This is a genomic window from Primorskyibacter aestuariivivens (assembly GCF_028023675.1).
In the GTDB taxonomy this organism is placed as follows: domain Bacteria; phylum Pseudomonadota; class Alphaproteobacteria; order Rhodobacterales; family Rhodobacteraceae; genus Marinovum; species Marinovum aestuariivivens.
Genome location: NZ_JAQIOZ010000004.1, coordinates 216,935 through 239,958, shown reverse-complemented (window position 1 = coordinate 239,958; position 23,024 = coordinate 216,935). Strand labels below are relative to the sequence as shown.

The 23,024-nt window shown below is 60.8% G+C and carries 25 protein-coding genes; 11 read left to right on the top strand and 14 right to left on the bottom strand.

The genetic code is table 11. From position 1 onward, the window contains the following. Positions 1-8: 8 nt before the first annotated feature. The 3 genes from PGB28_RS05060 to dapE are packed head-to-tail and all read right to left on the bottom strand — an operon-like array spanning position 9 to position 2,145. Positions 9-581, bottom strand: coding sequence for a TIGR04282 family arsenosugar biosynthesis glycosyltransferase (locus PGB28_RS05060; RefSeq protein ID WP_271420404.1), 573 nt, complete (start codon positions 579-581; stop codon positions 9-11). After that, a complete protein-coding gene (locus tag PGB28_RS05055; protein ID WP_271420403.1) occupies positions 578-1,000 on the bottom strand; it encodes a GNAT family N-acetyltransferase in 423 nt (140 codons plus the stop codon). Before PGB28_RS05055 ends, PGB28_RS05060 begins: the two co-directional genes overlap by 4 nt. Beyond that, a complete protein-coding gene (gene dapE, locus PGB28_RS05050) occupies positions 997-2,145 on the bottom strand; it encodes a succinyl-diaminopimelate desuccinylase (protein WP_271420402.1) in 1,149 nt (382 codons plus the stop codon). The genes PGB28_RS05055 and dapE overlap by 4 nt, the downstream gene beginning before the upstream one ends. A gap of 265 nt (positions 2,146-2,410) precedes the next feature. Here dapE and PGB28_RS05045 point away from each other — a divergent pair, with 265 nt between their 5' ends. After that, a complete protein-coding gene (locus tag PGB28_RS05045) occupies positions 2,411-3,475 on the top strand; it encodes a Hint domain-containing protein (protein ID WP_271420401.1) in 1,065 nt (354 codons plus the stop codon). A 63-nt stretch (positions 3,476-3,538) separates the two neighbouring features. Continuing rightward, complete coding sequence (locus tag PGB28_RS05040; protein ID WP_271420400.1) at positions 3,539-4,345, top strand: methyltransferase domain-containing protein; 807 nt, start codon at positions 3,539-3,541, stop codon at positions 4,343-4,345. A 15-nt stretch (positions 4,346-4,360) separates the two neighbouring features. On the opposite strand, the gene PGB28_RS05035 is transcribed toward PGB28_RS05040, so the two are convergent. The 3 genes from PGB28_RS05035 to dapD all read right to left on the bottom strand — a co-directional run bounded on the left by PGB28_RS05035 (position 4,361) and on the right by dapD (position 6,341). Continuing rightward, positions 4,361-4,699 (bottom strand): hypothetical protein, encoded by a 339-nt coding sequence (locus PGB28_RS05035; protein WP_271420399.1) that lies wholly within the window; start codon positions 4,697-4,699, stop codon positions 4,361-4,363. A 124-nt stretch (positions 4,700-4,823) separates the two neighbouring features. Further along, on the bottom strand, positions 4,824-5,318 hold the full coding sequence (locus tag PGB28_RS05030; RefSeq protein ID WP_271420398.1) for a fasciclin domain-containing protein: 495 nt from the start codon (positions 5,316-5,318) through the stop codon (positions 4,824-4,826). Positions 5,319-5,513: 195 nt separating this feature from the next. Continuing rightward, a complete protein-coding gene (gene dapD / locus PGB28_RS05025) occupies positions 5,514-6,341 on the bottom strand; it encodes a 2,3,4,5-tetrahydropyridine-2,6-dicarboxylate N-succinyltransferase (RefSeq protein ID WP_271420397.1) in 828 nt (275 codons plus the stop codon). A 167-nt stretch (positions 6,342-6,508) separates the two neighbouring features. Here dapD and PGB28_RS05020 point away from each other — a divergent pair, with 167 nt between their 5' ends. Next, positions 6,509-7,351 (top strand): LOG family protein, encoded by an 843-nt coding sequence (locus PGB28_RS05020; protein WP_271420396.1) that lies wholly within the window; start codon positions 6,509-6,511, stop codon positions 7,349-7,351. 12 nt (positions 7,352-7,363) lie between these two features. Here the strand turns inward: PGB28_RS05020 and PGB28_RS05015 are convergent, their stop codons facing one another. Together PGB28_RS05015 and PGB28_RS05010 are read right to left on the bottom strand one after the other, a co-directional pair. Further along, positions 7,364-7,534, bottom strand: coding sequence for a hypothetical protein (locus tag PGB28_RS05015; protein WP_271420395.1), 171 nt, complete (start codon positions 7,532-7,534; stop codon positions 7,364-7,366). A gap of 141 nt (positions 7,535-7,675) precedes the next feature. Further along, positions 7,676-8,101, bottom strand: a complete 426-nt coding sequence (locus PGB28_RS05010; protein ID WP_271420394.1) for an Lrp/AsnC family transcriptional regulator — start codon at positions 8,099-8,101, stop codon at positions 7,676-7,678. A gap of 105 nt (positions 8,102-8,206) precedes the next feature. Between PGB28_RS05010 and PGB28_RS05005 the strand changes: the two genes are divergently transcribed. The 3 genes from PGB28_RS05005 to PGB28_RS04995 all read left to right on the top strand — a co-directional run bounded on the left by PGB28_RS05005 (position 8,207) and on the right by PGB28_RS04995 (position 11,492). Then, positions 8,207-9,409, top strand: coding sequence for a type III PLP-dependent enzyme (locus PGB28_RS05005; RefSeq protein ID WP_271420393.1), 1,203 nt, complete (start codon positions 8,207-8,209; stop codon positions 9,407-9,409). Between the two features lie 325 nt (positions 9,410-9,734). Beyond that, complete coding sequence (locus PGB28_RS05000) at positions 9,735-10,841, top strand: DUF2235 domain-containing protein (RefSeq protein ID WP_271420392.1); 1,107 nt, start codon at positions 9,735-9,737, stop codon at positions 10,839-10,841. A gap of 183 nt (positions 10,842-11,024) precedes the next feature. Beyond that, positions 11,025-11,492, top strand: coding sequence for a CoA-binding protein (locus tag PGB28_RS04995; protein WP_271420391.1), 468 nt, complete (start codon positions 11,025-11,027; stop codon positions 11,490-11,492). 24 nt (positions 11,493-11,516) lie between these two features. Here PGB28_RS04995 and PGB28_RS04990 read toward each other — a convergent pair whose 3' ends face one another. After that, positions 11,517-12,335: a sulfotransferase family protein gene (locus tag PGB28_RS04990; RefSeq protein ID WP_271420390.1), complete on the bottom strand. Its 819-nt coding sequence runs from the start codon at positions 12,333-12,335 to the stop codon at positions 11,517-11,519. A gap of 140 nt (positions 12,336-12,475) precedes the next feature. Between PGB28_RS04990 and PGB28_RS04985 the strand changes: the two genes are divergently transcribed. Together PGB28_RS04985 and PGB28_RS04980 are read left to right on the top strand one after the other, a co-directional pair. Next, the gene (locus tag PGB28_RS04985) at positions 12,476-14,053 is read left to right on the top strand and encodes a DUF5928 domain-containing protein (protein ID WP_271420389.1); all 1,578 of its coding nucleotides are present in this window, start codon (positions 12,476-12,478) and stop codon (positions 14,051-14,053) included. Positions 14,054-14,060: 7 nt separating this feature from the next. Continuing rightward, on the top strand, positions 14,061-14,438 hold the full coding sequence (locus PGB28_RS04980) for a histidine triad nucleotide-binding protein (protein ID WP_271420388.1): 378 nt from the start codon (positions 14,061-14,063) through the stop codon (positions 14,436-14,438). Positions 14,439-14,450: 12 nt separating this feature from the next. Here the strand turns inward: PGB28_RS04980 and PGB28_RS04975 are convergent, their stop codons facing one another. From PGB28_RS04975 to PGB28_RS04955, 5 genes are all read right to left on the bottom strand, one after another. After that, positions 14,451-15,356, bottom strand: coding sequence for a LysR family transcriptional regulator (locus PGB28_RS04975; RefSeq protein WP_271420387.1), 906 nt, complete (start codon positions 15,354-15,356; stop codon positions 14,451-14,453). A gap of 282 nt (positions 15,357-15,638) precedes the next feature. Then, on the bottom strand, positions 15,639-17,666 hold the full coding sequence (locus PGB28_RS04970) for an NADPH-dependent 2,4-dienoyl-CoA reductase (RefSeq protein WP_271420386.1): 2,028 nt from the start codon (positions 17,664-17,666) through the stop codon (positions 15,639-15,641). Between the two features lie 122 nt (positions 17,667-17,788). Then, positions 17,789-18,166: a hypothetical protein gene (locus tag PGB28_RS04965; protein WP_271420385.1), complete on the bottom strand. Its 378-nt coding sequence runs from the start codon at positions 18,164-18,166 to the stop codon at positions 17,789-17,791. A gap of 10 nt (positions 18,167-18,176) precedes the next feature. Further along, positions 18,177-18,950 (bottom strand): DUF6478 family protein, encoded by a 774-nt coding sequence (locus PGB28_RS04960; RefSeq protein WP_271420384.1) that lies wholly within the window; start codon positions 18,948-18,950, stop codon positions 18,177-18,179. A 63-nt stretch (positions 18,951-19,013) separates the two neighbouring features. Continuing rightward, positions 19,014-19,685: a hypothetical protein gene (locus PGB28_RS04955; RefSeq protein WP_271420383.1), complete on the bottom strand. Its 672-nt coding sequence runs from the start codon at positions 19,683-19,685 to the stop codon at positions 19,014-19,016. Between the two features lie 179 nt (positions 19,686-19,864). On the opposite strand from PGB28_RS04955, the gene PGB28_RS04950 reads away from it, so the two are divergent. From PGB28_RS04950 to PGB28_RS04940, 3 genes are all read left to right on the top strand, one after another. Next, positions 19,865-20,737: a CPBP family intramembrane glutamic endopeptidase gene (locus PGB28_RS04950; protein WP_271420382.1), complete on the top strand. Its 873-nt coding sequence runs from the start codon at positions 19,865-19,867 to the stop codon at positions 20,735-20,737. 73 nt (positions 20,738-20,810) lie between these two features. Next, on the top strand, positions 20,811-21,740 hold the full coding sequence (gene accD / locus PGB28_RS04945) for an acetyl-CoA carboxylase, carboxyltransferase subunit beta (RefSeq protein ID WP_271420381.1): 930 nt from the start codon (positions 20,811-20,813) through the stop codon (positions 21,738-21,740). After that, positions 21,737-23,011 carry a bifunctional folylpolyglutamate synthase/dihydrofolate synthase gene (locus tag PGB28_RS04940; protein WP_271420380.1) on the top strand — a complete coding sequence of 425 codons (1,275 nt, stop codon included), beginning with the start codon at positions 21,737-21,739 and terminating at the stop codon, positions 23,009-23,011. Before accD ends, PGB28_RS04940 begins: the two co-directional genes overlap by 4 nt. Positions 23,012-23,024 lie beyond the last annotated feature (13 nt).

Below are 23,024 nucleotides of genomic sequence, written 5' to 3'. Positions count from 1 at the left end.
CCCGCGCGTCACCCAAGATCGGCGGCGCTGTCCACGTCGGCCAACCTATTCGCCAGCGCAATTCGCGCATCCGGAAGGCTTGCCATGCTGTCGGAAAGGGCGTGTTCGCTGGACCAGCGTACATTGTCCAGAAACCCGGCTGGCGCGCGACCGGGATGGCGCAGGCCGATCAGCCAATAGCCGCCGTCCTGCGCCGGTCCGAACACCGCGTCATGGCCACCCAGCGTTGCAAAGGCGCGGGCGATATGTGCGGGCGTGATGCCCGGAATATCCCCACCTATGAGACAGGCCGGACCAGGCGGCATGGACCTTAACACACGCGCCATGCGGTCGCCCAGATCGCCGGGGCCTTGCGGTATGCGTGGCAGATGCGCGGGCCAGACCCGGCTTTGCAAGCCATCGCGATCCGGTGATACAGCTAGGATCAGGTCCCAGCGCGGGTCGTCCAGCCTGCGCAGGAGCCGTACTGTCTGATGCCGGAACCACCAAGCGGCGGACACCATGCCGATTTCGCGGCCCAAACGCGTCTTGACCCGCCCCGGGCGCGGTTCCTTGAGCATGACGATCAGGCGTTGCCTCACAGCGCCCTTTCCATCATGCGATGCGGAATGCCGGCATCGTCGAAATCCTCGCCATAGGCAGCGAAACCCAGCTTTTCATAGAACGGAATCGCCGTGATCTGCGCGCCCAGCACGGCCTTGGAAAACCGCCCATCCTTGCGCATTTCCGCCAGCGCCGCCTCGATCAGCGCTGCGCCAAGCCCTTGCCCGCGTGCCTCACGCAGGACACAGACCCGGCCGATCTTGCCAATCTCGCCATTGGGCAGGATGCGGGCCGTGCCCAGCGGCGTGCCTTCGCGCGTTGCCAGAAGGTGCGTGGCAACCTCGTCATAAGCGTCCCGCTCGATCTCGGCGGGCACGCCCTGTTCCTCGACAAACACCGCAAAGCGCAGGGCAAGACAGGTGTCGAGATCGTCAGTGCGGGTGATGGTCAGGCTCATGATGCGAAATACTCCCTGAGAATGCGGGTATAGATCGCCTTGAGCTGGGGGATCTGATCCACCGCGACACGTTCATCGACCTGATGCATGGTCTTGCCGACAAGGCCGAACTCCACCACCGGGCAATGGTTTTTCACGAACCGCGCATCCGAGGTGCCGCCCGTGGTGGACAGCTCCGGGGTGATGCCTGCTTCCGCCTCGACGGCGCGTGACACGAGCTCGGAGAGCGGGCCGGGCGGGGTCAGGAAGCTTTCTCCGGAGATTTTCACATCCATGCCGATCTCCACGCCGAATTCACCCGCCACCCTGTCCGCCTCGGCCTGCAACCAGTCGGTCAGCGATGCGCCGGAATGCGCGTCATTGAACCGGATATTCACCGTCGCCCGGGTCTGGGCCGGGATCACATTGGTGGCCGGGTTGCCGGTGTCGATGGTCACCACGGCCAGCGTCGAGGCATCGAAATGCTCGGTCCCCTCATCCAGCGTGTGGGACGCCAGCCGGTCCATCAGCCGCACCATGGCGGGCAGCGGGTTGTTGGCGCGGTGCGGATAGGCGGAATGGCCCTGCTCCCCCGTCATCGTGAACCACGCGATCAGCGACCCGCGCCGCCCGATCTTGATCATCTGGCCCATGTGATCGGGGCAGGTGGGTTCCCCCACGAGACAGACCGACATCTTCTCCCCGGCCTCGTCCATGTAATCCAGAAGCGCGGTTGTTCCATCCACCGCGTCCCCCTCTTCATCGCCGGTGATGGTCAGGATCAGCGCGCCGTCAGGGGGCGTGTCGGTGACGAAGTCGATGGCTGCCGCGACAAAGGCGGCAACACCAGATTTCATGTCGGTCGCGCCGCGCCCATAGAGGAACCCGTCGCGGACGTCGGCGCCGAAAGGGTCGGCTGTCCAGTCGTCACGGTTGCCAATGGGTACGACATCGGTATGCCCGTTGAAACCAAAGCTCCGCGCATGCCCCTTATCGCCCCAGCGCGCGAAAAGGTTGCTGACGCCGCCGCGATCCACCCGGGTACATTCGAACCCGGCCAGTTCCAGCATCTCCTGTAACAGGACCAGCGCGCCGCCTTCCTCGGGCGTGACCGAGGGGCATCGGACCAGTTTCGCGGTCAATTCAAGCGGATCAATCGAGGGCATGGCAGCTCCGGTGTCTGAAGGGTTGTGGCCGATTTGCAGCGCAAAAGCATCAACATGCTGTGTCCGCTTAACAGATCATCCATACCAGTGCTAGGCTGGCACCAATAACAAGCGCGGCCAAAAGCGCCAGAGGTCGAGCGGTTTTGCCGGTAAATCCCTGCGAACCGCAACTTGGTGACGCTGCGCCGATTGGCCAGCGTTTGGGGGATTGAGTGATGATTGACGTGTCAGGCATGTTGGCCTGGGCCAGATCGGTGATGAGCGCATGAACTGGATTGCGTCCCTCAGCCAAAGTTCTGGCAGCCGATTTCACCCACCGTTCGACAAGACGCCAGCACGCGGCAGCCTGCGGCGTGGAACGGTCCTGCTTGAAGCCCTGCTTGACCCGATCACCGCCGCGCAACCCGTCCTGCGCATCCCGCTTCAGGCCCATGCCGCCGGGCACCTGTCCATTCTGGCCCTGCCCGGGGGCAGTTTTTCGCTGGTCCTGTCACAAGGCGCGATGCTCGCGCACAAGACCCTTCGGCTGGCCCAGGCCGGGTTGGGCGGAGAGGTACGCTTGAGCCTTGCGTGGGACTGCGACCGGTCGATCGCCCGATTTGCCGTGGAAGCTGTCGGGGATCGCGCATTTGTCATTGGCACTCTGCCCATCCCGAAACCTTTGGCCGCCGCCAGTCTCACAAGCTTCGAGGCAATGGAAATCTGTTTGCCCGATACGGCTGAACTGGGGTTTCTGGCTGTTTCAAATGATGTCGAACCGGTTGGCCCGCTGCCCGGGCTGGGGGTGCGCAGTATTGTCAGCACGACATTCGGACCACGCGTGCTTGGCGAGCTTGCCTGTGGTGACCTTGTAACCACAGGGGCCGGCAATCCGCCCGAACCTGTGCTGCATGTCGCACAGCGCACGGTCCCCGCCCTGGGAAGCTTTGCGCCCATCCGCCTGCGCGCCCCCTATTTCGACCTTCAGCAGGACCTGATCGTAGCGGCCCATCAAAAGATTTTCATGACCGGCAGTCTTGTCGAATATACCTTTGGCCGCGAGGCGGTGCTGGTCCCAGCCGAACATCTGGTCAACGGGGTGTCAGCGCTGCGCGAGACCCATGTCGCGCTGGTCACCTATGCGCAGGTCCTGCTTCCGTCCCACAGCAGGATCGAAGCCAATGGTGCCAGTGTGGAAAGCCTTTTTATCGGCCGCCTGCGCCGCGATCCGGCCAAGCTTGGGGCGAGCGTGCTTTGCGATGCCAACCCCACGATGATCCCGGAACAGGCGTCGCTGGCCTCGCCGGTATTGGCCGGCTACGAGGCGCGGGCCCTGATCGAGGTCGCCTAGACCCGGATTTGGCGCATTGCACTATTGCTGCTAAGGGTATGCACACCAGTGAAAGTGTTCCCGATGCCGGACCTATACCTTTCGATCAAGGATCAACCCGAAGAGGTCCTGAACGCAATCGCCACTGCCATGGACATCCGCGCCAGCGAGACCACGATGCAGGATATTTGCCGGGCGTATATGGCACCACTGGCCCAACCCGATCTTGAACTTGTGGAGGTTGGATGCGGCAATGGCGCGACAAGCGCGCTGATGCTGGACATCCTGAAACCGAAACGCTTCATCGGTGTGGACCCGTCGCCGGGGCTGATACGGCGCGCGCAGGCCCGGTTTGACGACTGGTCAGGAGTATCGTTCCAAGCGGGCGATGCCGGGCACACGGGCGTCGAGGATGCCTCGGCCGATCTTGTGATTGCCCATACGGTGTTTTCCCATTTGGCCAACCCGCAAGCGGCCCTGAGCGAAGCCATGCGGATTCTGCGGCCCGGAGGCGTTCTGGCCGTTTTCGACGGTGACTATGCCACCAATACAGTAGCATTGTTCGAAGGTGATCCTTTGCAATCCGCGATGCAAGCCGCGCAGCGTCACCTTATCCACGACATGTATATCATGCGCAGGCTGCCCGGTCTGATGTCCGAAAGTGGTTTCGAAACCCCAAGAATGCAAGCGCATGGATATGTGCAGACGACTCAGCCGGATTACATGATTACGGTGATGGAGCGCGGCGTAGACGCCGCATCCCGGGCCGGAGATTGCGGCGAAGCCCTTGCCAAGGCTTTTGTCGAGGAAGCGCGCCGCCGCGTCGAGCAAGGCTCATTTTACGGGGCAATCCTGTTTGCCAGCATCACCGCGCGCAAACCGGCGGGCTGAAGGGCGCTCGCCGTTTTATTCCGCGTCGAAAAACGGCGTGACCTGTGCCACGATCACGGCGTTTTCCTCTAGCGCGCGTTGCATCAGATCAACTTCTTCCTGACCGATCTCCTCGCCACCCTCACGCCGGTCATCCAGCGTACCATGCCCGGTTACATCCAGAGGCGCCATATCCGCCTGTTTCAGGATGGCCACGGTTTCGCGCACAGCTTCAGCCTCGTCCACTCCGGACGCGTAGCAGATCAGCCCCGCGCCGGTGCTGTCCTTGGGCAGGCCGTCGCCGTCCTTGCGGCCAACCTGCACGACAAGAGTATAGACGTGGTGGCGTTTGGGTTTCTTTGGCTTGTCGGACATGGCTCGGTCTCTCGCAACGTGGAGTTCCCACATGCCTTGGCCCGGGTCCTGGAGCAAGCGGTTTTCAAAATCAAACCCCCGCCCGGGACAGCCGGACGGGGGCATTCGCCACAAGCTGAGGCGGTTAAGGCAGCAGAACCTTGTCGATCACATGGATCACACCATTGGACGCCATGATGTCCGCGGCGGTCACGCGCGCATCGTTGACATGTACGCCATCGGTTCCGTTCACATGAAGGTAACCGCCCTGCGCCGTGGCCACCCGCCCGCGTTGACCAGACAGCGATGCGGCGGTGAATTTTCCAGGAACCACATGATAGGTCAGGATTGCAACCAACTGATCCTTGTTCTCGGGCTTGAGCAGGTTCTCAACCGTGCCGGCGGGCAGCGCGGCAAAGGCGTCATTCGTCGGCGCAAAGACCGTGAACGGTCCAGGGCCTTTCAGGGTATCCACCAGATCGGCGGCCTGCACAGCGGCGACCAATGTGGAAAAATCCGGGTTGGAGGCTGCGATATCGACGATATCGTCACCACCGCTCATGGCCATGTCGGTACAAGCTGCGGTCGCGGCCAGCAGCCCAACCGCTGCCATGGATTTCAGTGCAAAGCGTCGTTTCATCATGGGTCTCCCCCTCTGGAGTCATTGTCGCGTTTTGATGATCGCAGACCTCTTCACCAAGCACCCGGAAACCTGCACGATCTGTATTGGTACGCAAGATCGCCGGTTTCCAGATCAAAAACACTTTTCTCAGGACGGAAATGCAAACGCCCCGCACAAGGCGGGGCGTTCTTCAAAGCGTGATTTCGGCGCGTCTCAGTCGCGCAGAAGCTCGTTGATCCCGGTCTTGGAGCGGGTGCGCTCATCCACGCGCTTCACGATCACCGCGCAGTACAGGTTGATGCCGTTTTTCGACGGCATGGAGCCTGCCACCACCACCGAATAGGGCGGCACTTCGCCATACATGACTTCGCCGGTCTCGCGGTCGACAATCTTGGTGGACTGGCCGATGAAGACGCCCATGCCCAGCACAGAGCCTTCGCGCACGATGCAGCCTTCGACCACCTCGGAGCGCGCCCCGATAAAGCAGTTGTCCTCGATGATGGTCGGACCCGCCTGCATCGGTTCCAGCACGCCGCCGATGCCCACGCCACCGGACAGGTGCACGTTCTTGCCGATCTGCGCACAAGAGCCGACGGTGGCCCAGGTATCAACCATCGTGCCCTCGTCCACATAGGCACCGAGATTGACAAAGGACGGCATCAGCACGACGCCGGGGGCAATGTAGGCGGACTTGCGCACGACACAGTTCGGCACGGCGCGGAAGCCTGCAGATTTCCACTGGTTGTCGCCCCAACCCTTGAACTTGCTGTCGACCTTGTCCCACCAGCCGCCGCCTTGGGGGCCGTTGTCATGCTGTTCCATGTCCTTGATACGGAAACCCAGCAGAACCGCTTTCTTGGCCCATTGGTTCACGTGCCAGTCGCCGCTGTCCTGACGTTCGGCAACGCGCAGGCTGCCGCTGTCCAGCGCGTTCAGAGTGTCTTCGATCGCTTCGCGGGTTTCGCCACCGGTAGACGGCGTGATGGTGTCGCGCGCCTCCCAGGCGGCTTCGATGGCAGTTTCAAGCTGGGCGTTGGACATGGATGTTCCTCCGTCGGATGGATGCATGCTGCGTTAGCGCTGCCTTAGACAGCAAATCGAAGCCCTGCGCAACACGCGCCTTTCCGAAACGTCACCCCGCGCGGGGTTGAGTTTATCATCCCGCTCACGTCATATCGAACCCGAACAAGCAGAGCAGGACGTATCCCATGAACGAGTACCGCCGCAGCCCGTTTCGCGACGCTCATACAGACCGTGAAAAAGCCGACCACATTCCCGATACGCCACAGACACGCGCCCCTGCCTATCGGCTGGCTTTTGCGGACGAAGACTTTCTGTGCCGCGATGAACTGCGCCCGGTCCGACTTCAGCTCGAACTGCTCAAACCAGAAATGATGATGACCGAATACGGCGTCGAAAGCACCATCGTTCTGTTTGGCGGGGCGCGCATTCCGGAACCGTCGAAAAAGGAAACGGCGCGGACAAAGACGCTGGCCGGTTTGTCAGAGTTCTATGAGGAGGCGCGTGAATTCTCCCGGCTCATGACCGAGAAATCACTCAAGACCGGCGGGCATGAGAATGTCATCGTCACCGGCGGCGGTCCCGGCGTGATGGAGGCCGGCAACCGTGGCGCATTTGATGCGGGGGGCCATTCCATCGGGCTGAATATCGTGCTGCCGCATGAACAGGCGCCGAATGAATACGTCACCCCCGACCTCTGTTTCAACTTCCACTATTTCGCGATCCGCAAGATGCATTTCCTGATGCGGGCAAGTGCGATCTGCGTCTTTCCGGGCGGGTTCGGGACATTGGACGAGATGTTCGAATCCCTCACGCTGATCCAGACCGGGCGCATGAAACGGGTTCCATTTCTGTTGTTCGGGCGGGAATTCTGGGAACGTATCATCAACTGGGAAGCGCTGTCGGACGCGGGCACGATTTCCTCCGAAGACCTTGAGCTGTTCCGGTTTGTCGAAACCGCGCAAGAAGCGGTCGAAGTCATCGAGAACTGGGCGGTCAGCGGCCCGCGCGACGGCATACCCGGCCGCTAGGCAAGGCTGATTTCACGACGCCAGGTGCCGCGGGAGCGGACAAATTTCGCAGCCTTGGGACAACGACGTGATAACGGTGCCATGATCGGTATCGCGCAGGGCATAGCCGTGTCCCGCCAACCGGTGTTTCCATTCGCGCGGCGAAAGTGCCTTTTCGCGTTCCTGATGAACCAGCGCGATCAACCTTTGTGGTCCTCGGTCTTGCCATAAACATCAACAGACATGCGAGTAACTCCAAACTGTGTACGCTTTGGAGTTAGTTAACGAAGATGGCCGGGGCCGTTCACGAATATGGCCATTTCGGGTCCGACCGGCCCGCGCCCGTCAGCTTCGGTCAATCTTCGTGGACAGATGCACAAGGCTTTCCGAGCTTTTGACCCCTTTAGCCTCACCAATCCTGTCCAGCGTATCGTCCAGCGCTTCACTGCTTTGTGCTTCGAGCTCGGCGATCAGGTCGAACCGTCCGGTTGTCGTGTGCACGCGGGTCACATCGGGCAAGGATTTGAGCCGCGCCAGCACCGTTGGTCCGGAGCGCGGCTCGATAGAGATCAGGACAGTCGCGCGCAGCGGAGCCTTGGCGGCCGTGCCCCTGCGGATCGTATAGCCCGCGATATGCCCTTGCCGTTCCAGACGCTCCATCCGGGCCTGCACTGTCGTCCGCGCAAGGTCCAGCCTGCGCGCCAGCGTGGCCACCGGCGCGCGGGCATCCTCTGCCAGCAGATTCAAGAGTTGCTGATCAATCTTGTCCATTTGACAGTCTTTTGGTCATTTTGACGTAACTGTACCGCAAATTGCACAAAGTGACAGGCGGAATTGACCTCTGCCTTGGCGATCCTGAGAAAAAAGGAGGCGCAGATGCAGGCGGATACCACACTTTTTGCAACCTCTCTGGATGCGGCGATGCGTCTGCAACCGACCGAGCCGGTTGCATGTTTCGCGCCCTGTGATCTTTTGCGTCAGTATGAACGGTTCCGTTCCGGTTTCGACGGGCTGGTCACCTATGCGGTCAAGGCCAATGCAAGCCCCATGGTTCTGGAAAACCTGTGCGGTTTTGGCATGCGCGCCTTTGATGTCGCCTCGCCAAAGGAAATGCGGGCGGTGCGCGAGGTCTGTCCCGGGGCCGATCTGCACTATCATAACCCGATCCGCGGCACCGACGAGATTGCCGAGGCCCGTCATCTGGGCGTGCGATCCTGGTCGGTGGATGACCCCGGCGAATTGGCCAAGATCGCCCCCGCGCCGGGGGATGAAATCGCGGTCCGGCTGGCGCTGAACGTGCCGGGAGCAGCCTATGACTTTGGCGAAAAATTCGGCGTCGGCCCCGCCGAGACCATTGAACTGCTGCAACAGGTACAGCGCTCGGGTGCGACCCCGTCGCTGACCTTTCACCCGGGCACTCAATGCCGCGCCCCGGAGGCGTGGGAGAGATATATAATAACCGCGGCGCAGATCGCGCGCGACGCTGGTGTCACGCTGGCCCGCTTGAATTTGGGAGGCGGATTTGCATCGGATCGCGATGGGGCCGGTGACGGTCTGGAACAGACATTGAGCGCCATTGGCAGGTCCGCAAGATCAGCGTTTGAACACCCGCCAGAACTGGTATGTGAGCCGGGGCGCGCGCTTGTTGCCGAGGCGTTTACGCTTGTGACGCGGATCAAGGCACGGCGCGGCACCGGGGCGGTTTATCTCAATGACGGGCTTTACGGCGGATTGGCCGAGATGCGCGACATGCCAACGCCCCGCCGGGTCCGGGTCTTTGCCCCCGATGGGGCGGAGCGGCTTGGTCCTCCGGAGCAGATGCCGGTCTTTGGCCCAACCTGCGATTCCGTTGACCGGTTGCCGCCGGAAACGTCTCTGCCCGGTGATTGCCGCGAGGGCGATTTTGTCCTGTTCTCGGGAATGGGTGCCTACAGTCTTGCGCTGAGCACCGGGTTCAATGGCTTTGGGTTGAACCGGATCGCTACGGTTCGCGCGGGTCTTGCCCCGGTGACAGTCGACGCGCGCCCCATCCCCGCAAACCTGCGCGGGCATAGCTCAGAAGCGAGTCACGATATTTAAAGCATTCGCCTGCATCCTGCGAAAGGGACCAACGCGATGGGAAATGTTCCCGAACCCGCCGCACTCATGCCATGCTTGCGCGGTAGGTTGGTGTCAGAGGAGACCGGAATGACGACCCGACGCATGACATATGGCGGTTCAATGAACCGCCGGATTTGCGGCCCAAGGGGTGCGCATGACGGTGGCACAGTCCGGTTCACGGCAAATTTCATGGATATTACAACGTCATATGCCGATATTGGAAAGACATCGCCGCAACGCCCGGACCGATTGGCGGGGGCAACACCGCAGAGGGAACCCGCGCGCGACAGGAGAATGACAAAGGATGCGACTGAGACGGCTGCATAAGCAGATAGTGGGATGGTTGGGGCGAAAATTTCGCCGCAACCAGACCCGGTCTGGCCCGCGCCGCGGGCCGCGCATCCATGTGATCATCCTTGACGGAACCATGTCCTCGCTGCGGGACGGGTGCGAAACCAATGCCGGTCTGATCTACAAGCTGCTTTGCGAGAGCCCGGATGATCTGTCGATCTATTACGAACCCGGGGTGCAGTTCCCCGACTGGCGCGCAGCCTGGGCCGTGGTGACCGGCAAGGGGATCAACCGGCAAATCCGGCGGGCCTATGGGTATCTCGCCTCGCGCTATCGGCCCGGCGACCGGATATTCCTCTTTGGCTACTCCCGCGGCGGATATGCCATACGATCACTGGCCGGGATGATAGACAGGATGGGATTGCTCTCAGCACGCCACGCCGTCGAACGCAACATCACGCAGGCCTACCGCCATTATGAAACAGCGCCGGACGGTGACGCGGCACGGGCGTTTCGCCGCGCCTATTGCCACGATCACACCATGATCGAAGCGGTCGGCGTGTTTGATACGGTCAAGGCGCTGGGCGTGCGCCTGCCGCTGATCTGGCGGCTCTCCGAAACGCGTCACGCGTTCCACAACCACCACCTTGGCCGCTCTGTCCAGCATGGCTTTCACGCGCTCGCCTATGACGAGACACGATCGGCCTATGCGCCGGTTCTCTGGGACGTGCCCGAGGAATTCGGCAACCGCATCGAGCAGGTCTGGTTTCGCGGCACCCATGGCGATATCGGCGGGCAACTTGGGGGCGATGAAAGCGCGCGGCCCTTGTCGAATATCCCGCTGGTCTGGATACTTGAGCGGGCCGAAGCTTGTGGTCTGCCGCTGCCAGACGGGTGGCGAAACCGCTATCCAACAGATGTCAATGCGCCCTCCATCGGCACTTGGTCAAGCTGGGGCAAGATGTTCCTGTTCCGCGCCCCGCGCCGCCGCATGAAAGACCGCTCCGAGCGCCTGCATCCCAGTTTGCAGGAACATCTTGAATCCCGCCGCGGAAAGCTCACCATGATTGCAGAAGCAACCCGCGGGATGACACGGGCCATGCGACGGCATGTGGGGTGATCCCGGCCTGTTCACAACTCGTTTACAAGCTCTTTTCATTCCGCTTTCGGCACCTATCTCATGGTCATGACACACAGAGCCGGAACCTCTGTGTGACACCACACTGTCCCTCGTTCCGCACTCAGCGCCCAGAGTTCATCTGGGCGCTTTTTTCTGCGCAGATTGCCGTGTAGGGTCTCTGTCATGAGCTATTCTGACACCTTTCTCAAAGACGTCCTGAAGCGCACGAAAAAAATCGCGCTTGTCGGTGTGTCGACCAACCCGGTCCGACCCAGCTATTTCGTCGCGCGCTACCTGAATCTCAAGGGGTTCAAGGTAATCCCGGTCAATCCCGGCCACGCGGGCAAGACCCTGTTTGGTCAGGAGATCCGCGCCGATCTGAGCGAGGTGCCAAAGGATGTGGAAATGGTCGATGTCTTTCGCCGGTCCGAGGCCGTGCCCGAGATTGCCGAGCAGGCCATGACCCACCTGCCGGATCTCAGGACCTTCTGGATGCAAATCGGTGTCGAGCACGCGCAGGCGGCCGAAAAGCTGCAGGCGCAGGGCGTCGACGTGGTGCAGAACCGTTGTCCCAAGATCGAGTACCAACGCCTGTTCGGCGAATTGCGCATGGGCGGGTTTTCGACCGGGATCATTTCGTCGAAACTCTAGAGCCCATCGGCAAACACGCCAAACTCAGTCGCCCAGTTTTGCATGCACCTCGTCAAGGTCGATCTCGCCGATGGGCATCTTGTTGCCCGGGTTCTCGAAATCGTATTTGAACAGGTCGAAATCGCGTTTGTAGATTTCATAGACCAGATGCATCGAAAGATCGTCGAAATAGTCTTCGACCGGATGCAAGCGCTTGGGGCCATGACCTTCGGATTCATTGAAACGCGGGATCTCGGACAGGTTCACGCTATGCGGCGTTTCGATGGCGTCGAGCACCTCTTGCATCCCGTCATTGAAGGTCTCGGTCCAGAAAATCTTGTCATACCGCCCGCCATTCGCAATGAAGGTGGACACATGCCCCGACGTGGCCGACCAGTGAATGTCCGGCTCCATCGGGCGGCGCCAGCGGATCGTGTCCCGCGTGAAAAGCAGGAACCGGCGGAAGCTGGCGATCTGGTCAAACTCCTGCTTGCCATCGTCGCCCCCCACCTCGATCCCGTATTTCTGGATCAGCATCGGAACAAGGTTCCCGCGATAGCGTTTGCCATTGCGCTGTATCCCGCAGATCTTGTCGAAGAAGGATGACAGGATCCGGGTATAGGGATTGCGCACGCATGTGAACGCATAGGCCTGATGCGTCTTCACATTGGCGTTGATCAACGGCTGGCTTTCCTCGCGCGCCCATTTGTGCAGACCCTCGGTCGCATCATGGATATCGCCGTCGAAAAACGCGCCGTGATCGGAAAAATACATGATCTGACCGATGGTCGAACATGCGCATTTGGGCACCACGCGGTAAACCACGCTTTCGCTCTCCGTCATCCATGTGCCGGGGAAACCCATTGCTCCTGCCTCCGATGGCTTCTTTTGTTGTTACGGCCACTATACTCTGGTTTGAAAAAGTGAATAAAGCCTGTTTATTCAAAGACAATTCAGCTTTAACTGGTATTCAGGTCGCAAAGTGAGGAAGATCACAGTTCGACATGGCAAAAATCGCCTTCATATTGCTGTGCCACAAGGACCCCGAGGCCATCATCAAGCAGGCGCAGCGGCTGACAGCGGCTGGCGACTATATGTCGATCCATTTCGATGCCCGTGCCGATGCAGGTGACTTTGCCAAGATCCGCAAGGCGCTGGCCGATAATGACCATGTTACTTTTGCCCGCAAGCGCATCAAGTGCGGCTGGGGGGAATGGAGCCTTGTGCAGGCGTCTCTCTATGCGGTCGAGGCCGCGGTCGATGCCTTTCCCAAGGCGACGCATTTTTACATGCTGTCGGGCGACTGCATGGCGATCAAATCGGCCGAGTACACGCATGAGTTCCTGGATGAACGGGACGTGGACTATATCGAAAGCTTCGATTTTTTTGAGAGCGACTGGATCAAGACCGGTATCAAGGCAGAACGCCTGATCTACCGCCACTATTTTAACGAACGCACGCACAAGCGGCTGTTCTATGCGTCGATGGACATTCAGAAGCGGCTGAACCTGACGCGGGACATTCCGCCAGACCTGCAGATCATGATCGGCAGCCAGTGGTGGTGCCTGCGCCGTCGGACGATCGAATGGATTCTGGATTTCTGCCGAACACGCAAGGACGTGATGCGGTTTTTCCGGACCACATGGATCCCGGATGAGACGTTTTTCCAGACATTGGTGCGCCATCTGGTGCCAGAGGACGAGATCAAGACACGCACGCTGACCTTCCTGATGTTCTCCGACTATGGCATGCCGGTCAATTTCTACAATGACCACTATGACCTGTTGCTGAGCCAGGATTTCCTGTTTGCGCGTAAGATCAGCGCCGAGGCGCATGAACTCAAACGCCGTCTGGGCGTGCTCTATTCTTCGGAAAGCACGGAATTCCAGATCTCGAACGAAGGCCGCAGCCTGCACAAGTTCCTGACCGAAAAAGGCCGGGTCGGCCGTCGCTTTGCGCCACGTTTCTGGGAGAACGAAGGCTCGCTCGGGCGTGACCGTGAGATGTTGATCGTGGTGTGCAAGAAATGGCATGTGGCCAAGCGGCTCGTTGCGCGCATCCGGCAGCTCACCAATGTCCCGGCAGTCGAATACCTGTTCAATGAGGATGCCTGCGAATTGCCCGATCTGGGCGGGCTGCAATCCACCATGGGCAAACGCCATCGCCACCGCCGCGCGTTGATGCGCATGCTGTTTGACTACTACGATACGGACAAGCTGATCATCTGCCTTGATCCGGCCAATCTGGACCTGTTGCAGGACTTCTATGGCGACCGGTCCGATACCCGGATTCTCGAAATCCAGTGCCAGTTCAGCGATGAATACCTGACCGGGCATGCGCGCCGTGTGGGGTTGGCCGGGGAGCACACCAAACCAGAAACGCTTCAGCGCCTGCTACCGACCATCCGCAATGACCTCACTTACGAAAGCGATGCGATCCGCGCGGCGGAGTTTTCGCATCACAGCCGCATTCGTGAAACCGATACCGACGACGTCAATGCCGACGCCATCTGCGATTTCCTCCAGGTTCCCCGTGAAACCGCCGAGGCCCTCGCGCGAACCGATCACCTTTTTGCAGATTGAGACCTGAATGTCCTACGCTTACGACCCCGAAAACATCTTTGCCAAAATCCTGCGCGGCGAGATCCCGAATGATACAGTCTTTGAATCCGAGCATTCGCTGGCCTTCAACGACATCAACCCGCAGGCCAAGGTCCATATTCTGGTCATCCCCAAGGGCGCGTATGTTAGCTTTGACCATTTCGCGCTGGAAGCCAGCGACGCCGAAATCATCGACTATACACGCACCGTGGGTACGGTGGCCAAAATGGCCGGGGTGGATCTTCCGGGTGGCGATGGGTTCCGGTTGATTTCAAATGCAGGGCGCAACGGCGTGCAGGAGGTTCCGCACCTTCACGTCCATATCCTTGGCGGAAACCCGATGGGCCGCATGGTGTCGCGGGACTGAGCGCGACGGGGCTTACCAGTCGGTCGGCCCCTTGTCGGCAAAGGCATGCACAAGGAAGTCGATAAAGGCGCGCACCTTGGGCTGGGTAAACCGGCCCGGGGGATAGACCGCATAAATACCCTGGGTCTCCACAGGAAGATCCGGAATGGCATCTTCGACCAACCCCTGCTCCATCGCATCTGCGTAGAGGAATGACGGCAGGTAAGCGATACCCAGCCCGGCAATGGCAGCATTGAGCAGCGATTGCCCGTCATTCACGCTCAGCCATCCGGCGGTGCGCACCTGGCGCTTTTCGCCGGACGGCGCGGTCACCTTCCAGACATTGCCGCTGGATTGGTTGGAATAGTGCAGAAGCTTGTGTTCGTTCAGATCATCAATGCGCTGCGGGCGGCCGTATTTCTGGAAATAGGACGGCGCGGCAATCATGCGCTTGGTGGTCTCGGTCAGCTTGCGGGCGCGTAGGGTGCTGTCTTCCAACTCACCAATGCGCACGGCCATGTCGAACCCTTCCGAGATCAGCTCCACGTAGCGGTTATTCAGGACCATGTTCACCGTGATGTCCGGAAACTCGGTCAGGAATTCGCCCAAAATGGGACTCATGTGATTGACGCCAAAATCCGTCGCCACGGAGATCCGCAACAGACCGGAAGGTGCCGATTGCATCGAGGTGACAAGCGCATCCGCCTCTCCCGCGTCATTGAGCACGCGTCGGGCGCGATCATAATAGGCAAGGCCAATTTCGGTCGGGCTGACACGCCGGGTCGTGCGGTTCAAAAGCCGCGCACCAAGACGGGCTTCCAAAGAGGAAACGTGTTTCGAAACGGCAGATTTCGAAATTCCCATTTTCTTGGCAGCATCCGTGAAGCCGCCCTGGTCCACGACGGTGGCAAAAGCTTCCATTTCTGTCAGGCGGTCCATATGACATCCTCGGTTTATAAGCACCCCGAGGAACAGGTATGATGTCGAAATCGGGCAGCACTGCGGCGGGTGCCTGACAATATCGCGGTTTTCGCTGGACTGTTACGCTTCACGAAACGCGTCATCTTTTGACGCAGGGTCCACATAACGGTCCAGCCCGAACGCCGAAAAGGCAGACGCGGCCTGAAGCATGTGCCACACGATCTGGCTGTGCATTCTGACGTGATCAGCATCACCATAGAATGAATGTAGGTTCGGCGGTTCTGCCCGCCTGCCATCTTTCTACAGCGTCGCCGCCAGTCGAACCCCCTGATTGATCGCACGCTTGGCATCCAGTTCTGCCGCGACATCGGCACCGCCGATCACATGCGCGGTGATGCCCTTCTCCCTCAGCGCATCCGCCAGAGACCGCTCGGACACCTGCCCAGCGCAAAGCACAATCGTGTCGACCTCAAGCAATTGCGGGTTTTCCCGCGCCTCGCCGCTGCTGATCCACAACCCTTCAGCTGTGATGCGTTCGTAGTTCACGCCCGCTTTCATCTCCACGTTCTTCAGCTTGAGCGCCGCGCGATGAATCCAGCCTGTCGTCTTGCCCAGCCGTTTGCCCGGTTTCTCCTGCTTGCGTTGAAGAAGCACCACCTCGCGTTTCGGCGGCTCGGGCTGTGGCCCTTTTGGCGAAAGCCCACCGGGCGTCTCTTCGGGATCGCCCACACCCCACTGCGCCTTCCACTCCTGAAGGTCCAGCGTGGGTGAGGGCGTGTCCTCGACCAGATACTCTGCCACATCGAACCCGATGCCACCGGCACCAATGATGGCCACGCGCTTGCCCACCTCGGCCCCGCCGCGCAGCACATCGACATAGCCCAGCACATTTGGCCCGTCCTGCCCTTCGATACCCGGATCACGCGGCAGCACCCCTGTCGCAATGATCACCTCGTCAAACCCGTCCAGATCCTCCGCGCCCACGGTCTGGCCCAGTTGCACGGTGACCCTGGCGGCCTCAAGCGACGCGCCGAACCAATCCACCAGACCCCAGAATTCTTCCTTGCCGGGGACTTTCTTGGCCATATTGAGTTGGCCGCCGATCTCGTCGGACTTGTCAAAAAGCGTCACGGCATGTCCCCGTTCTGCCGCGGTGATCGCCGTGGACAGGCCAGCGGGACCCGCTCCGACAATGGCGACCTTTTTCGTTTGGGTCGCCGGTTGGATTTGCAGCTCGGTCTCGTGGCAGGCGCGCGGATTGACCAGACAGGTCGAAATCTTGCCGCTGAACGTATGATCGAGACAGGCCTGATTGCAGGCGATGCAGGGCGCGATCAGCGCCGATTGCCCCGCCTCGGCCTTGGCCACGAAATGCGCATCAGCAAGGAAGGGGCGCGCCATGCTGACCATGTCCGCGCAGCCCTCGGACAACACCTCTTCGGCAATCTCCGGCGTGTTGATCCGGTTCGACGTGATCACCGGGATACCGACCTTGCCCATCAGCTTTTTCGTAACCCAGGCAAAGCCCGCGCGCGGCACGCTGGTGGCAATCGTCGGAATGCGCGCCTCGTGCCAGCCGATGCCGGTGTTGATGATGCTGGCACCCGCTTTCTCGATCTCCTGCGCCAGTTGCACCACCTCCTCATGGGTCGAGCCGTTTGGCACCAGATCAATCATCGACAGGCGATAAATGATGATAAAGTCATCGCCCACCGCCGCGCGCACCCGTTTCATCACCTCAATCGGCAACCGCATACGGTTTTCATAAGACCCGCCCCAGCGATCCGTGCGCTTGTTGGTATGGGTCACAAGGAACTGGTTGATGAAATACCCCTCGGACCCCATCACCTCGACCCCGTCATAGCCTGCCTCGCGGGCGCGGGCGGCGGCAGTCGCAATATCGGCGATCTGTTTTTCGATCCCGTCTTCGTCCAGTTCCTTGGGCGGAAATGGCGAGATCGGAGACTTGACCGGGCTGGGGCCAACACAATCCGGGCTGTAGGCATAGCGCCCCGCATGCAGGATCTGCATGGCAATCTTGCCGCCCGCCTGATGTACCCTGTCGGTGACGATACGGTGATTGGCAATGTCGTCGGGCGTGAACAGACCCGCCGCGCCGGGAAACACCCCGCCCTCGCGGTTGGGAGCCATACCGCCCGTCACCATGAGCGCCACACCGCCCCGCGCACGCTCTGCGTAAAATTCGGCCACACGGTTCCAGTCTTTTGTCTCTTCCAACCCGGTATGCATCGAGCCCATGAGAACGCGGTTCTTCAGCGTGGTATGGCCAAGATCGAGCGGACGGAACAGGTTTGGGTAGCGGGTCATGGCGGCCTCCTTCTTCTGGAGGTGACGTTCACCGCAACAAGGTCAACTTGTCACGTGAAACGTGGGGTCACGCTCATGGCGCGACACGCTGCGTCAGCTTTACAGTTACCCCCTGACCAGCCTCAGCCGGTTTCACTACAATGGCGGCGGAAGGCGCGTTTGAGCATGTCCAGTTCGGCGCGCAAAAGATTGACCTCAGCGCGGATATCATCGCCCAGCGCCTCGCCCGCGATGATGGAGAATGTGTCCAGCACATCGCCATTCGTCGCATCCGCAAAAACCAGCGTATGCGCGCCTTCGCCCAATAGCCGCGCGGGCACCGGATAGCGGACCGACCATGTCTCGTCATCCGACCCGGGGCTCAGCTCGGGCGTGCCGACCGGTTTGTCATCCAGCATGACATTGATCGTGGGGTCGCCCGCGCCGGGCGACCGGTCGCGCAGGATGCCTTCCCAGACGCCTTGGAAGAAACGGGTTTTTTCCAGCACCAGCTCGCTCATGTCACTTCCCTCACAATTCTGCACGCGGACGGCGGTTGCAGGTCAGGTCCCGCAGGATCACCTGGTTCATTTGCGGCCCTTCGAAAATCAGGTCCAGCCAGAGCTTTTCCACGCGTTTTTCATTCAGCTTGCTATAGGCAAGGTCAAATTCGACAAAGCAGTCCCCGGCCCCCAGCGGAAGCTCACGCACCATCTGGTCGGTATTCGGCCCATGCTTGATGTTGAGCCGCGCAAAGATTTCAAGCGGGCGCTCCAGCTCGACAGTGGTATCCACCCGGATCAGATGCCCCCGGGTCAGCCCCTGTGCCGCCTCAGAGGGAAGGTCGATCGCAAGCGACAGGTAGGACCCGTCAAACTGGAACACATCCATGCGCAGACCAAAGGCAGCAAGATCGCCCTCGCGCGTGTTGCGGATCTGGCGCAGGGTCAGTTCGGAAATCCGGCAATCATGGAACAACGTCACCCCGGACCCGAAAGAATACCCGCTTTCAACCGACGCAGCGCCCGGCTCGGGAAGCGGACCATGCCAAAGCGGCGGACGCCAGCACCAATCCGCGTCATGCGGCGCGGGCACCGTATCGGACCCGATTTGCGGCAAGGCCAGCCGGAACTCGGCCTGATGCAGCAATTCGTCAAGCTGGTGGCGCAGTTTTCGCGCGCGTAGCTGCTGTTGCCGCAATTCGGCAAGCGGAGTCTCTCCCGCGGCGCGCGCCGCAGCGGTCCAATTGCGCAGCGACGTGCGATAATTCAGCCGTTCCAGTAATCCGCCACCTTGCCGTGCCATGCTTACGCCTTTTCCTGCTCTTTCAGCCGATATGCCTCGGGTCCGATTCTACGCAAAGACCTTTCAATTGAACAAACGCTTTAGACCAGCCCCAAGTTCAAACCCCGGCTCGGCCGGTTTGGCCTCGGGCAGATCCGGGCTGGAGGCACGGATTGACCCCGCCAGATCCAGCAAAAGCCGCCCGCCATCCTTACCGGAGATCGCGCCATTCTCTGGCCCATAGGCCGCCAGCATCACAACCCGCCGCCCCTGAACGAAAACGCCGCGCCAATGGGGGTCGCCCAGACCCTCGGCCGTTGCGCTGCGTTCTGGTGCAAGATGCACCAGCGCCACACCGTCCTCAATACTTGTGGAAATCAGGGGTTGATCCGACACCGCCTGACGCAGGGCTTGCTGAACATCGACATCGCCCGGGGCACGCGGCGCAGAGACCGCGACAGTCAGAATGCCATAAGGCACCGGCGTACCCGACGCCCCCTGAGTGAGCGCATGGCATCCGGCAAGGCTGGCGAAGTTGTCGCTTGTCCGGGACCGGAGCGACGAGGGTTCGATACACCAGCCATCGGGACCCCGAAGGATCACATCACCACCGCCCAGCGTTGCCCGCGTCAGCGCCTTTGGCGTCTCTGACCGGTCCCCCCCGGACAAGAACCCATTGCCGGGCGCGGTCAATGTGCACGCGGCGAGTGTCCACAGCAGCAGCGCACTTGTCACGACCCGTTTCAGGTAAACCAATGGCTGAACTCTCCCCAAACCGGTCACCATACAAAATTCCTCATGAACACCGGGGGTTGCAGTGCCAAAGCTCTGCCGTCCTCCCGTCACTCCCATATCCGGGATAGCCAAGCCCCCGGACGCTGGCAAGCGTCTTTGGGCGCTTGCCCCTACCTGTCGGGGAGCTTATGCCGGGCTGGATGGCACGTTTTTCTTCCCCCTATCAGGCTCAGTCACGCTTCAGTGACGCCGCAAAAGACGCGCCGGAACTCTGGCGGACGGCGTTGGGAACGCTGGGCGGGTGCGCCATTTATCTTGCTCTTGTCTGGTCGGCAACCGCGGTGTTGCTGCCTCTGTTCCAAGACACGCGCGGCGGGCCGGCGATCATCATCACGCAATTGCTTCTTGTCGCGCTGATGGGCGTTGCTGCGGCGATCATTGTCCAGTCATGGCACAAACGCCCCGCACGCAGCCTTTTTGGTGATCCGTTGCAGGCGCGGCGCGATTTTCTGAAGGTTTTGCCGCTGCAATTGATCGCCATTAGTGCGGTCGGATTGACCATGGCCTACGCCGCACCGCATGTACTCGTATCCAACAGGCCCTTTGGCCAGTGGCTGATGATCCTGCCCTTCGCAGTGCCCGCGATCATTCTGCAATGCACGGCAGAGGAAATGGTCTTTCGCGGGTATCTGCAACAACAGCTTTCAGCCCGGTACAGACATCCGTCCATCTGGCTCGGCCTGCCCTCTGCGTTGTTTGCACTGGCGCATTATTCCCCCGCGCTCTATGACGGCAAAGCCTGGCCGGTCGTGTTCTGGGCCGGTGTTTTCGGTCTTGCCATGGCGGACCTGACCGCGCGCTCCGGCACGCTGGGTGCGGCCATCGCGGTACATATCTCGGTCAACATATCCGCCATTCTGTTGGTCAGCCTGCCCGGCGACATGGGCGCGCTTGCCCTTTATGTCCTGCCCTTCGGAGCGGAAGACGCAGAGGCATTCCGCGCGCTTTTGCCTGCCGAGTTCGTCGCTCTGGTGATTTCATGGCTTGCCGCAAGGCTGGCACTGCGGCTGTGATTGCAAATCCCGCGCCAGAGGCTTATTTCGAGGGCACGACACGCCGCGTCCGGCCAAGCAAGACAGGGTTTTCATGAACTGGATCAGCAATTACGTGCGCCCGCGCATCAACTCGATCTTCTCGCGCCGGGAAGTGCCGGATAACCTCTGGTCGAAATGCGACGATTGCGGCGCGATGCTGTTTCACCGCGAAATCAGGGACAACCTGAATGTCTGCACCAATTGCGGACACCATATGGCGATCACCCCGCGCGACCGGTTCGAGACGCTGTTCGACGGTGGCGTCTTTGCCGAGATCGACGTGCCGGAACCGGTGGCCGACCCGCTTCATTTCCGCGATCAGAAGAAATACCCCGACCGGATGCGCAGCGCCCAGAAATCCACCGGCGAGAAAGAGGCGATGCTGGTCGCACATGGCGAGATTGGCCGCACGCCCATTGTTGCCGCGGCGCAGGACTTTTCCTTTATGGGCGGCTCCATGGGCATGTATGTGGGCAACGCCATCGTTGCCGCCGCAGAAGCCGCTGTTGAACACCGCTGCCCGCTGATCCTGTTTTCCGCCGCCGGGGGCGCACGGATGCAGGAAGGTATTCTCAGCCTGATGCAGATGCCGCGCACGACGGTTGCGGTGCAGATGCTCAAGGAAGCGGGCCTGCCCTATATCGTTGTGCTGACGCACCCCACCACCGGAGGTGTGACCGCGTCCTATGCGATGCTGGGCGATGTGCAGATTGCCGAGCCCAATGCGCTGATCTGTTTCGCAGGGCCGCGCGTGATTGAACAGACGATCCGCGAAAAGCTGCCCGAAGGGTTCCAGCGCGCCGAATACCTGCTGGAACATGGTATGCTGGACCGGGTGACCCCGCGCAAGGAACTGCGCGGCGAGCTGATCACCATCACCCGTATGCTCATGGGCCTGCCGCCCGCCATTCACGGCGATTTGCCAAGCCCGGATGAGACCAGCACATCAAGTGCGCCCGCCGAGGACAGCGAAACCAAATGACCGCCCCCACATCGGACGTCATCCTTGAACGGATGATGGCGCTGCACCCCAAGGTCATCGACCTGACGCTGGACCGGGTCTGGCGTCTTCTTGAGGCTTTGGGCAATCCCCAGAACGACCTGCCCCCAGTGATCCATATCGCGGGCACCAACGGCAAGGGCAGCACACAGGCGATGATCCGAGCCGGGCTGGAGGCTGCGGGCAAACGCGTGCATGCCTATACCTCGCCGCATCTGGCGCGGTTTCATGAACGCATCCGGCTGGCCGGTGAGCTGATCTCGGAACCGCATCTGACCGAGGTGCTGGATGAATGCTACGCCGCCAATGGTGGCGAAAACATCACCTATTTCGAAATCACCACCTGCGCCGCGCTCCTTGCCATGGCGCGGACGCCTGCCGATTACACGCTACTCGAAGTGGGGCTTGGCGGGCGTCTGGACGCCACCAACGTGATCGGAACCCCGGCGCTGACGATCATCACGCCAGTGTCACGCGATCATGAACAATTCCTGGGCACCACGATTGCGGCTATTGCCGGTGAAAAGGCCGGTATTATCAAACGCCGCGTACCTTGTGTGATTGGCCCCCAGGCTGAAGAGGCCATGGATGTGATCGAGGCCCGCGCCGCCGAGCTGGGCGCGCCTGTATTCGCGCATGGACAACACTGGCATGCCTTTGAGGAACGTGGGCGTCTGACCTATCAGGACGAAAACGGGCTGTTGGATTTGCCCCTGCCCAACCTGCCCGGCGATCACCAGATCGACAATGCCGGGGCCGCCATCGCCGCGCTGCGCCATCTGGGATATGACGACGCCAGCGCCGAAGCTGCGGTGACCCGCGCCGAATGGCCCGCGCGGATGCAGAGGATCACCGAAGGCGCGCTCGTCGACATGGCCCCCGGGGCCGAGATCTGGCTGGACGGCGGGCACAATGCCGCGGCCGGTGAGGCCTTGGGCCGGGTTCTGAACCGTTTGCCCCCGCGCCCGACCTACGCGATCTGCGGTATGCTCAACACCAAGGATATCGGCGGCTACCTGCGTCCGCTTTCTGGTGCGGTCACGGAACTGGTCGCGCTCTCCATTCCGGGGGAAACCAACACGCTTGCCGCCTCTGACACGGCGGCGGCGGCCGTATCCGCCGGTCTCAGCGCGTCTGAAGCGGCTGATATCCCCTCAGCTATCCAGCACATTGTCACGCGGGAGCCGAACGCGCGCATCCTGATTTGCGGATCGCTCTACCTGGCAGGTCACGTGTTGCGCAACTACAGCTAGAAATTTCCAACGG

Bases quoted from the DNA above. Each gene is read 5' to 3' on its own strand.
- PGB28_RS05055 (WP_271420403.1), bottom strand. From the start codon at position 1,000: ATGAGCCTGACCATCACCCGCACTGACGATCTCGACACCTGTCTTGCC.
- PGB28_RS04985 (WP_271420389.1), top strand. From the start codon at position 12,476: ATGGCAAAAATCGCCTTCATATTGCTGTGCCACAAGGACCCCGAGGCC.
- accD (WP_271420381.1), top strand. From the start codon at position 20,811: ATGAACTGGATCAGCAATTACGTGCGCCCGCGCATCAACTCGATCTTC.
- PGB28_RS05000 (WP_271420392.1), top strand. From the start codon at position 9,735: ATGCGACTGAGACGGCTGCATAAGCAGATAGTGGGATGGTTGGGGCGA.
- PGB28_RS04970 (WP_271420386.1), bottom strand. From the start codon at position 17,666: ATGACCCGCTACCCAAACCTGTTCCGTCCGCTCGATCTTGGCCATACC.
- PGB28_RS05010 (WP_271420394.1), bottom strand. From the start codon at position 8,101: ATGGACAAGATTGATCAGCAACTCTTGAATCTGCTGGCAGAGGATGCC.
- PGB28_RS04965 (WP_271420385.1), bottom strand. From the start codon at position 18,166: ATGAGCGAGCTGGTGCTGGAAAAAACCCGTTTCTTCCAAGGCGTCTGG.
- PGB28_RS04960 (WP_271420384.1), bottom strand. From the start codon at position 18,950: ATGGCACGGCAAGGTGGCGGATTACTGGAACGGCTGAATTATCGCACG.
- PGB28_RS05020 (WP_271420396.1), top strand. From the start codon at position 6,509: ATGAACGAGTACCGCCGCAGCCCGTTTCGCGACGCTCATACAGACCGT.
- PGB28_RS05040 (WP_271420400.1), top strand. From the start codon at position 3,539: ATGCCGGACCTATACCTTTCGATCAAGGATCAACCCGAAGAGGTCCTG.
- PGB28_RS05030 (WP_271420398.1), bottom strand. From the start codon at position 5,318: ATGAAACGACGCTTTGCACTGAAATCCATGGCAGCGGTTGGGCTGCTG.
- PGB28_RS04980 (WP_271420388.1), top strand. From the start codon at position 14,061: ATGTCCTACGCTTACGACCCCGAAAACATCTTTGCCAAAATCCTGCGC.
- PGB28_RS04940 (WP_271420380.1), top strand. From the start codon at position 21,737: ATGACCGCCCCCACATCGGACGTCATCCTTGAACGGATGATGGCGCTG.
- PGB28_RS04950 (WP_271420382.1), top strand. From the start codon at position 19,865: ATGGCACGTTTTTCTTCCCCCTATCAGGCTCAGTCACGCTTCAGTGAC.
- PGB28_RS05035 (WP_271420399.1), bottom strand. From the start codon at position 4,699: ATGTCCGACAAGCCAAAGAAACCCAAACGCCACCACGTCTATACTCTT.
- PGB28_RS04990 (WP_271420390.1), bottom strand. From the start codon at position 12,335: ATGGGTTTCCCCGGCACATGGATGACGGAGAGCGAAAGCGTGGTTTAC.
- dapE (WP_271420402.1), bottom strand. From the start codon at position 2,145: ATGCCCTCGATTGATCCGCTTGAATTGACCGCGAAACTGGTCCGATGC.
- PGB28_RS04975 (WP_271420387.1), bottom strand. From the start codon at position 15,356: ATGGACCGCCTGACAGAAATGGAAGCTTTTGCCACCGTCGTGGACCAG.
- PGB28_RS05045 (WP_271420401.1), top strand. From the start codon at position 2,411: ATGAACTGGATTGCGTCCCTCAGCCAAAGTTCTGGCAGCCGATTTCAC.
- dapD (WP_271420397.1), bottom strand. From the start codon at position 6,341: ATGTCCAACGCCCAGCTTGAAACTGCCATCGAAGCCGCCTGGGAGGCG.
- PGB28_RS05005 (WP_271420393.1), top strand. From the start codon at position 8,207: ATGCAGGCGGATACCACACTTTTTGCAACCTCTCTGGATGCGGCGATG.
- PGB28_RS04995 (WP_271420391.1), top strand. From the start codon at position 11,025: ATGAGCTATTCTGACACCTTTCTCAAAGACGTCCTGAAGCGCACGAAA.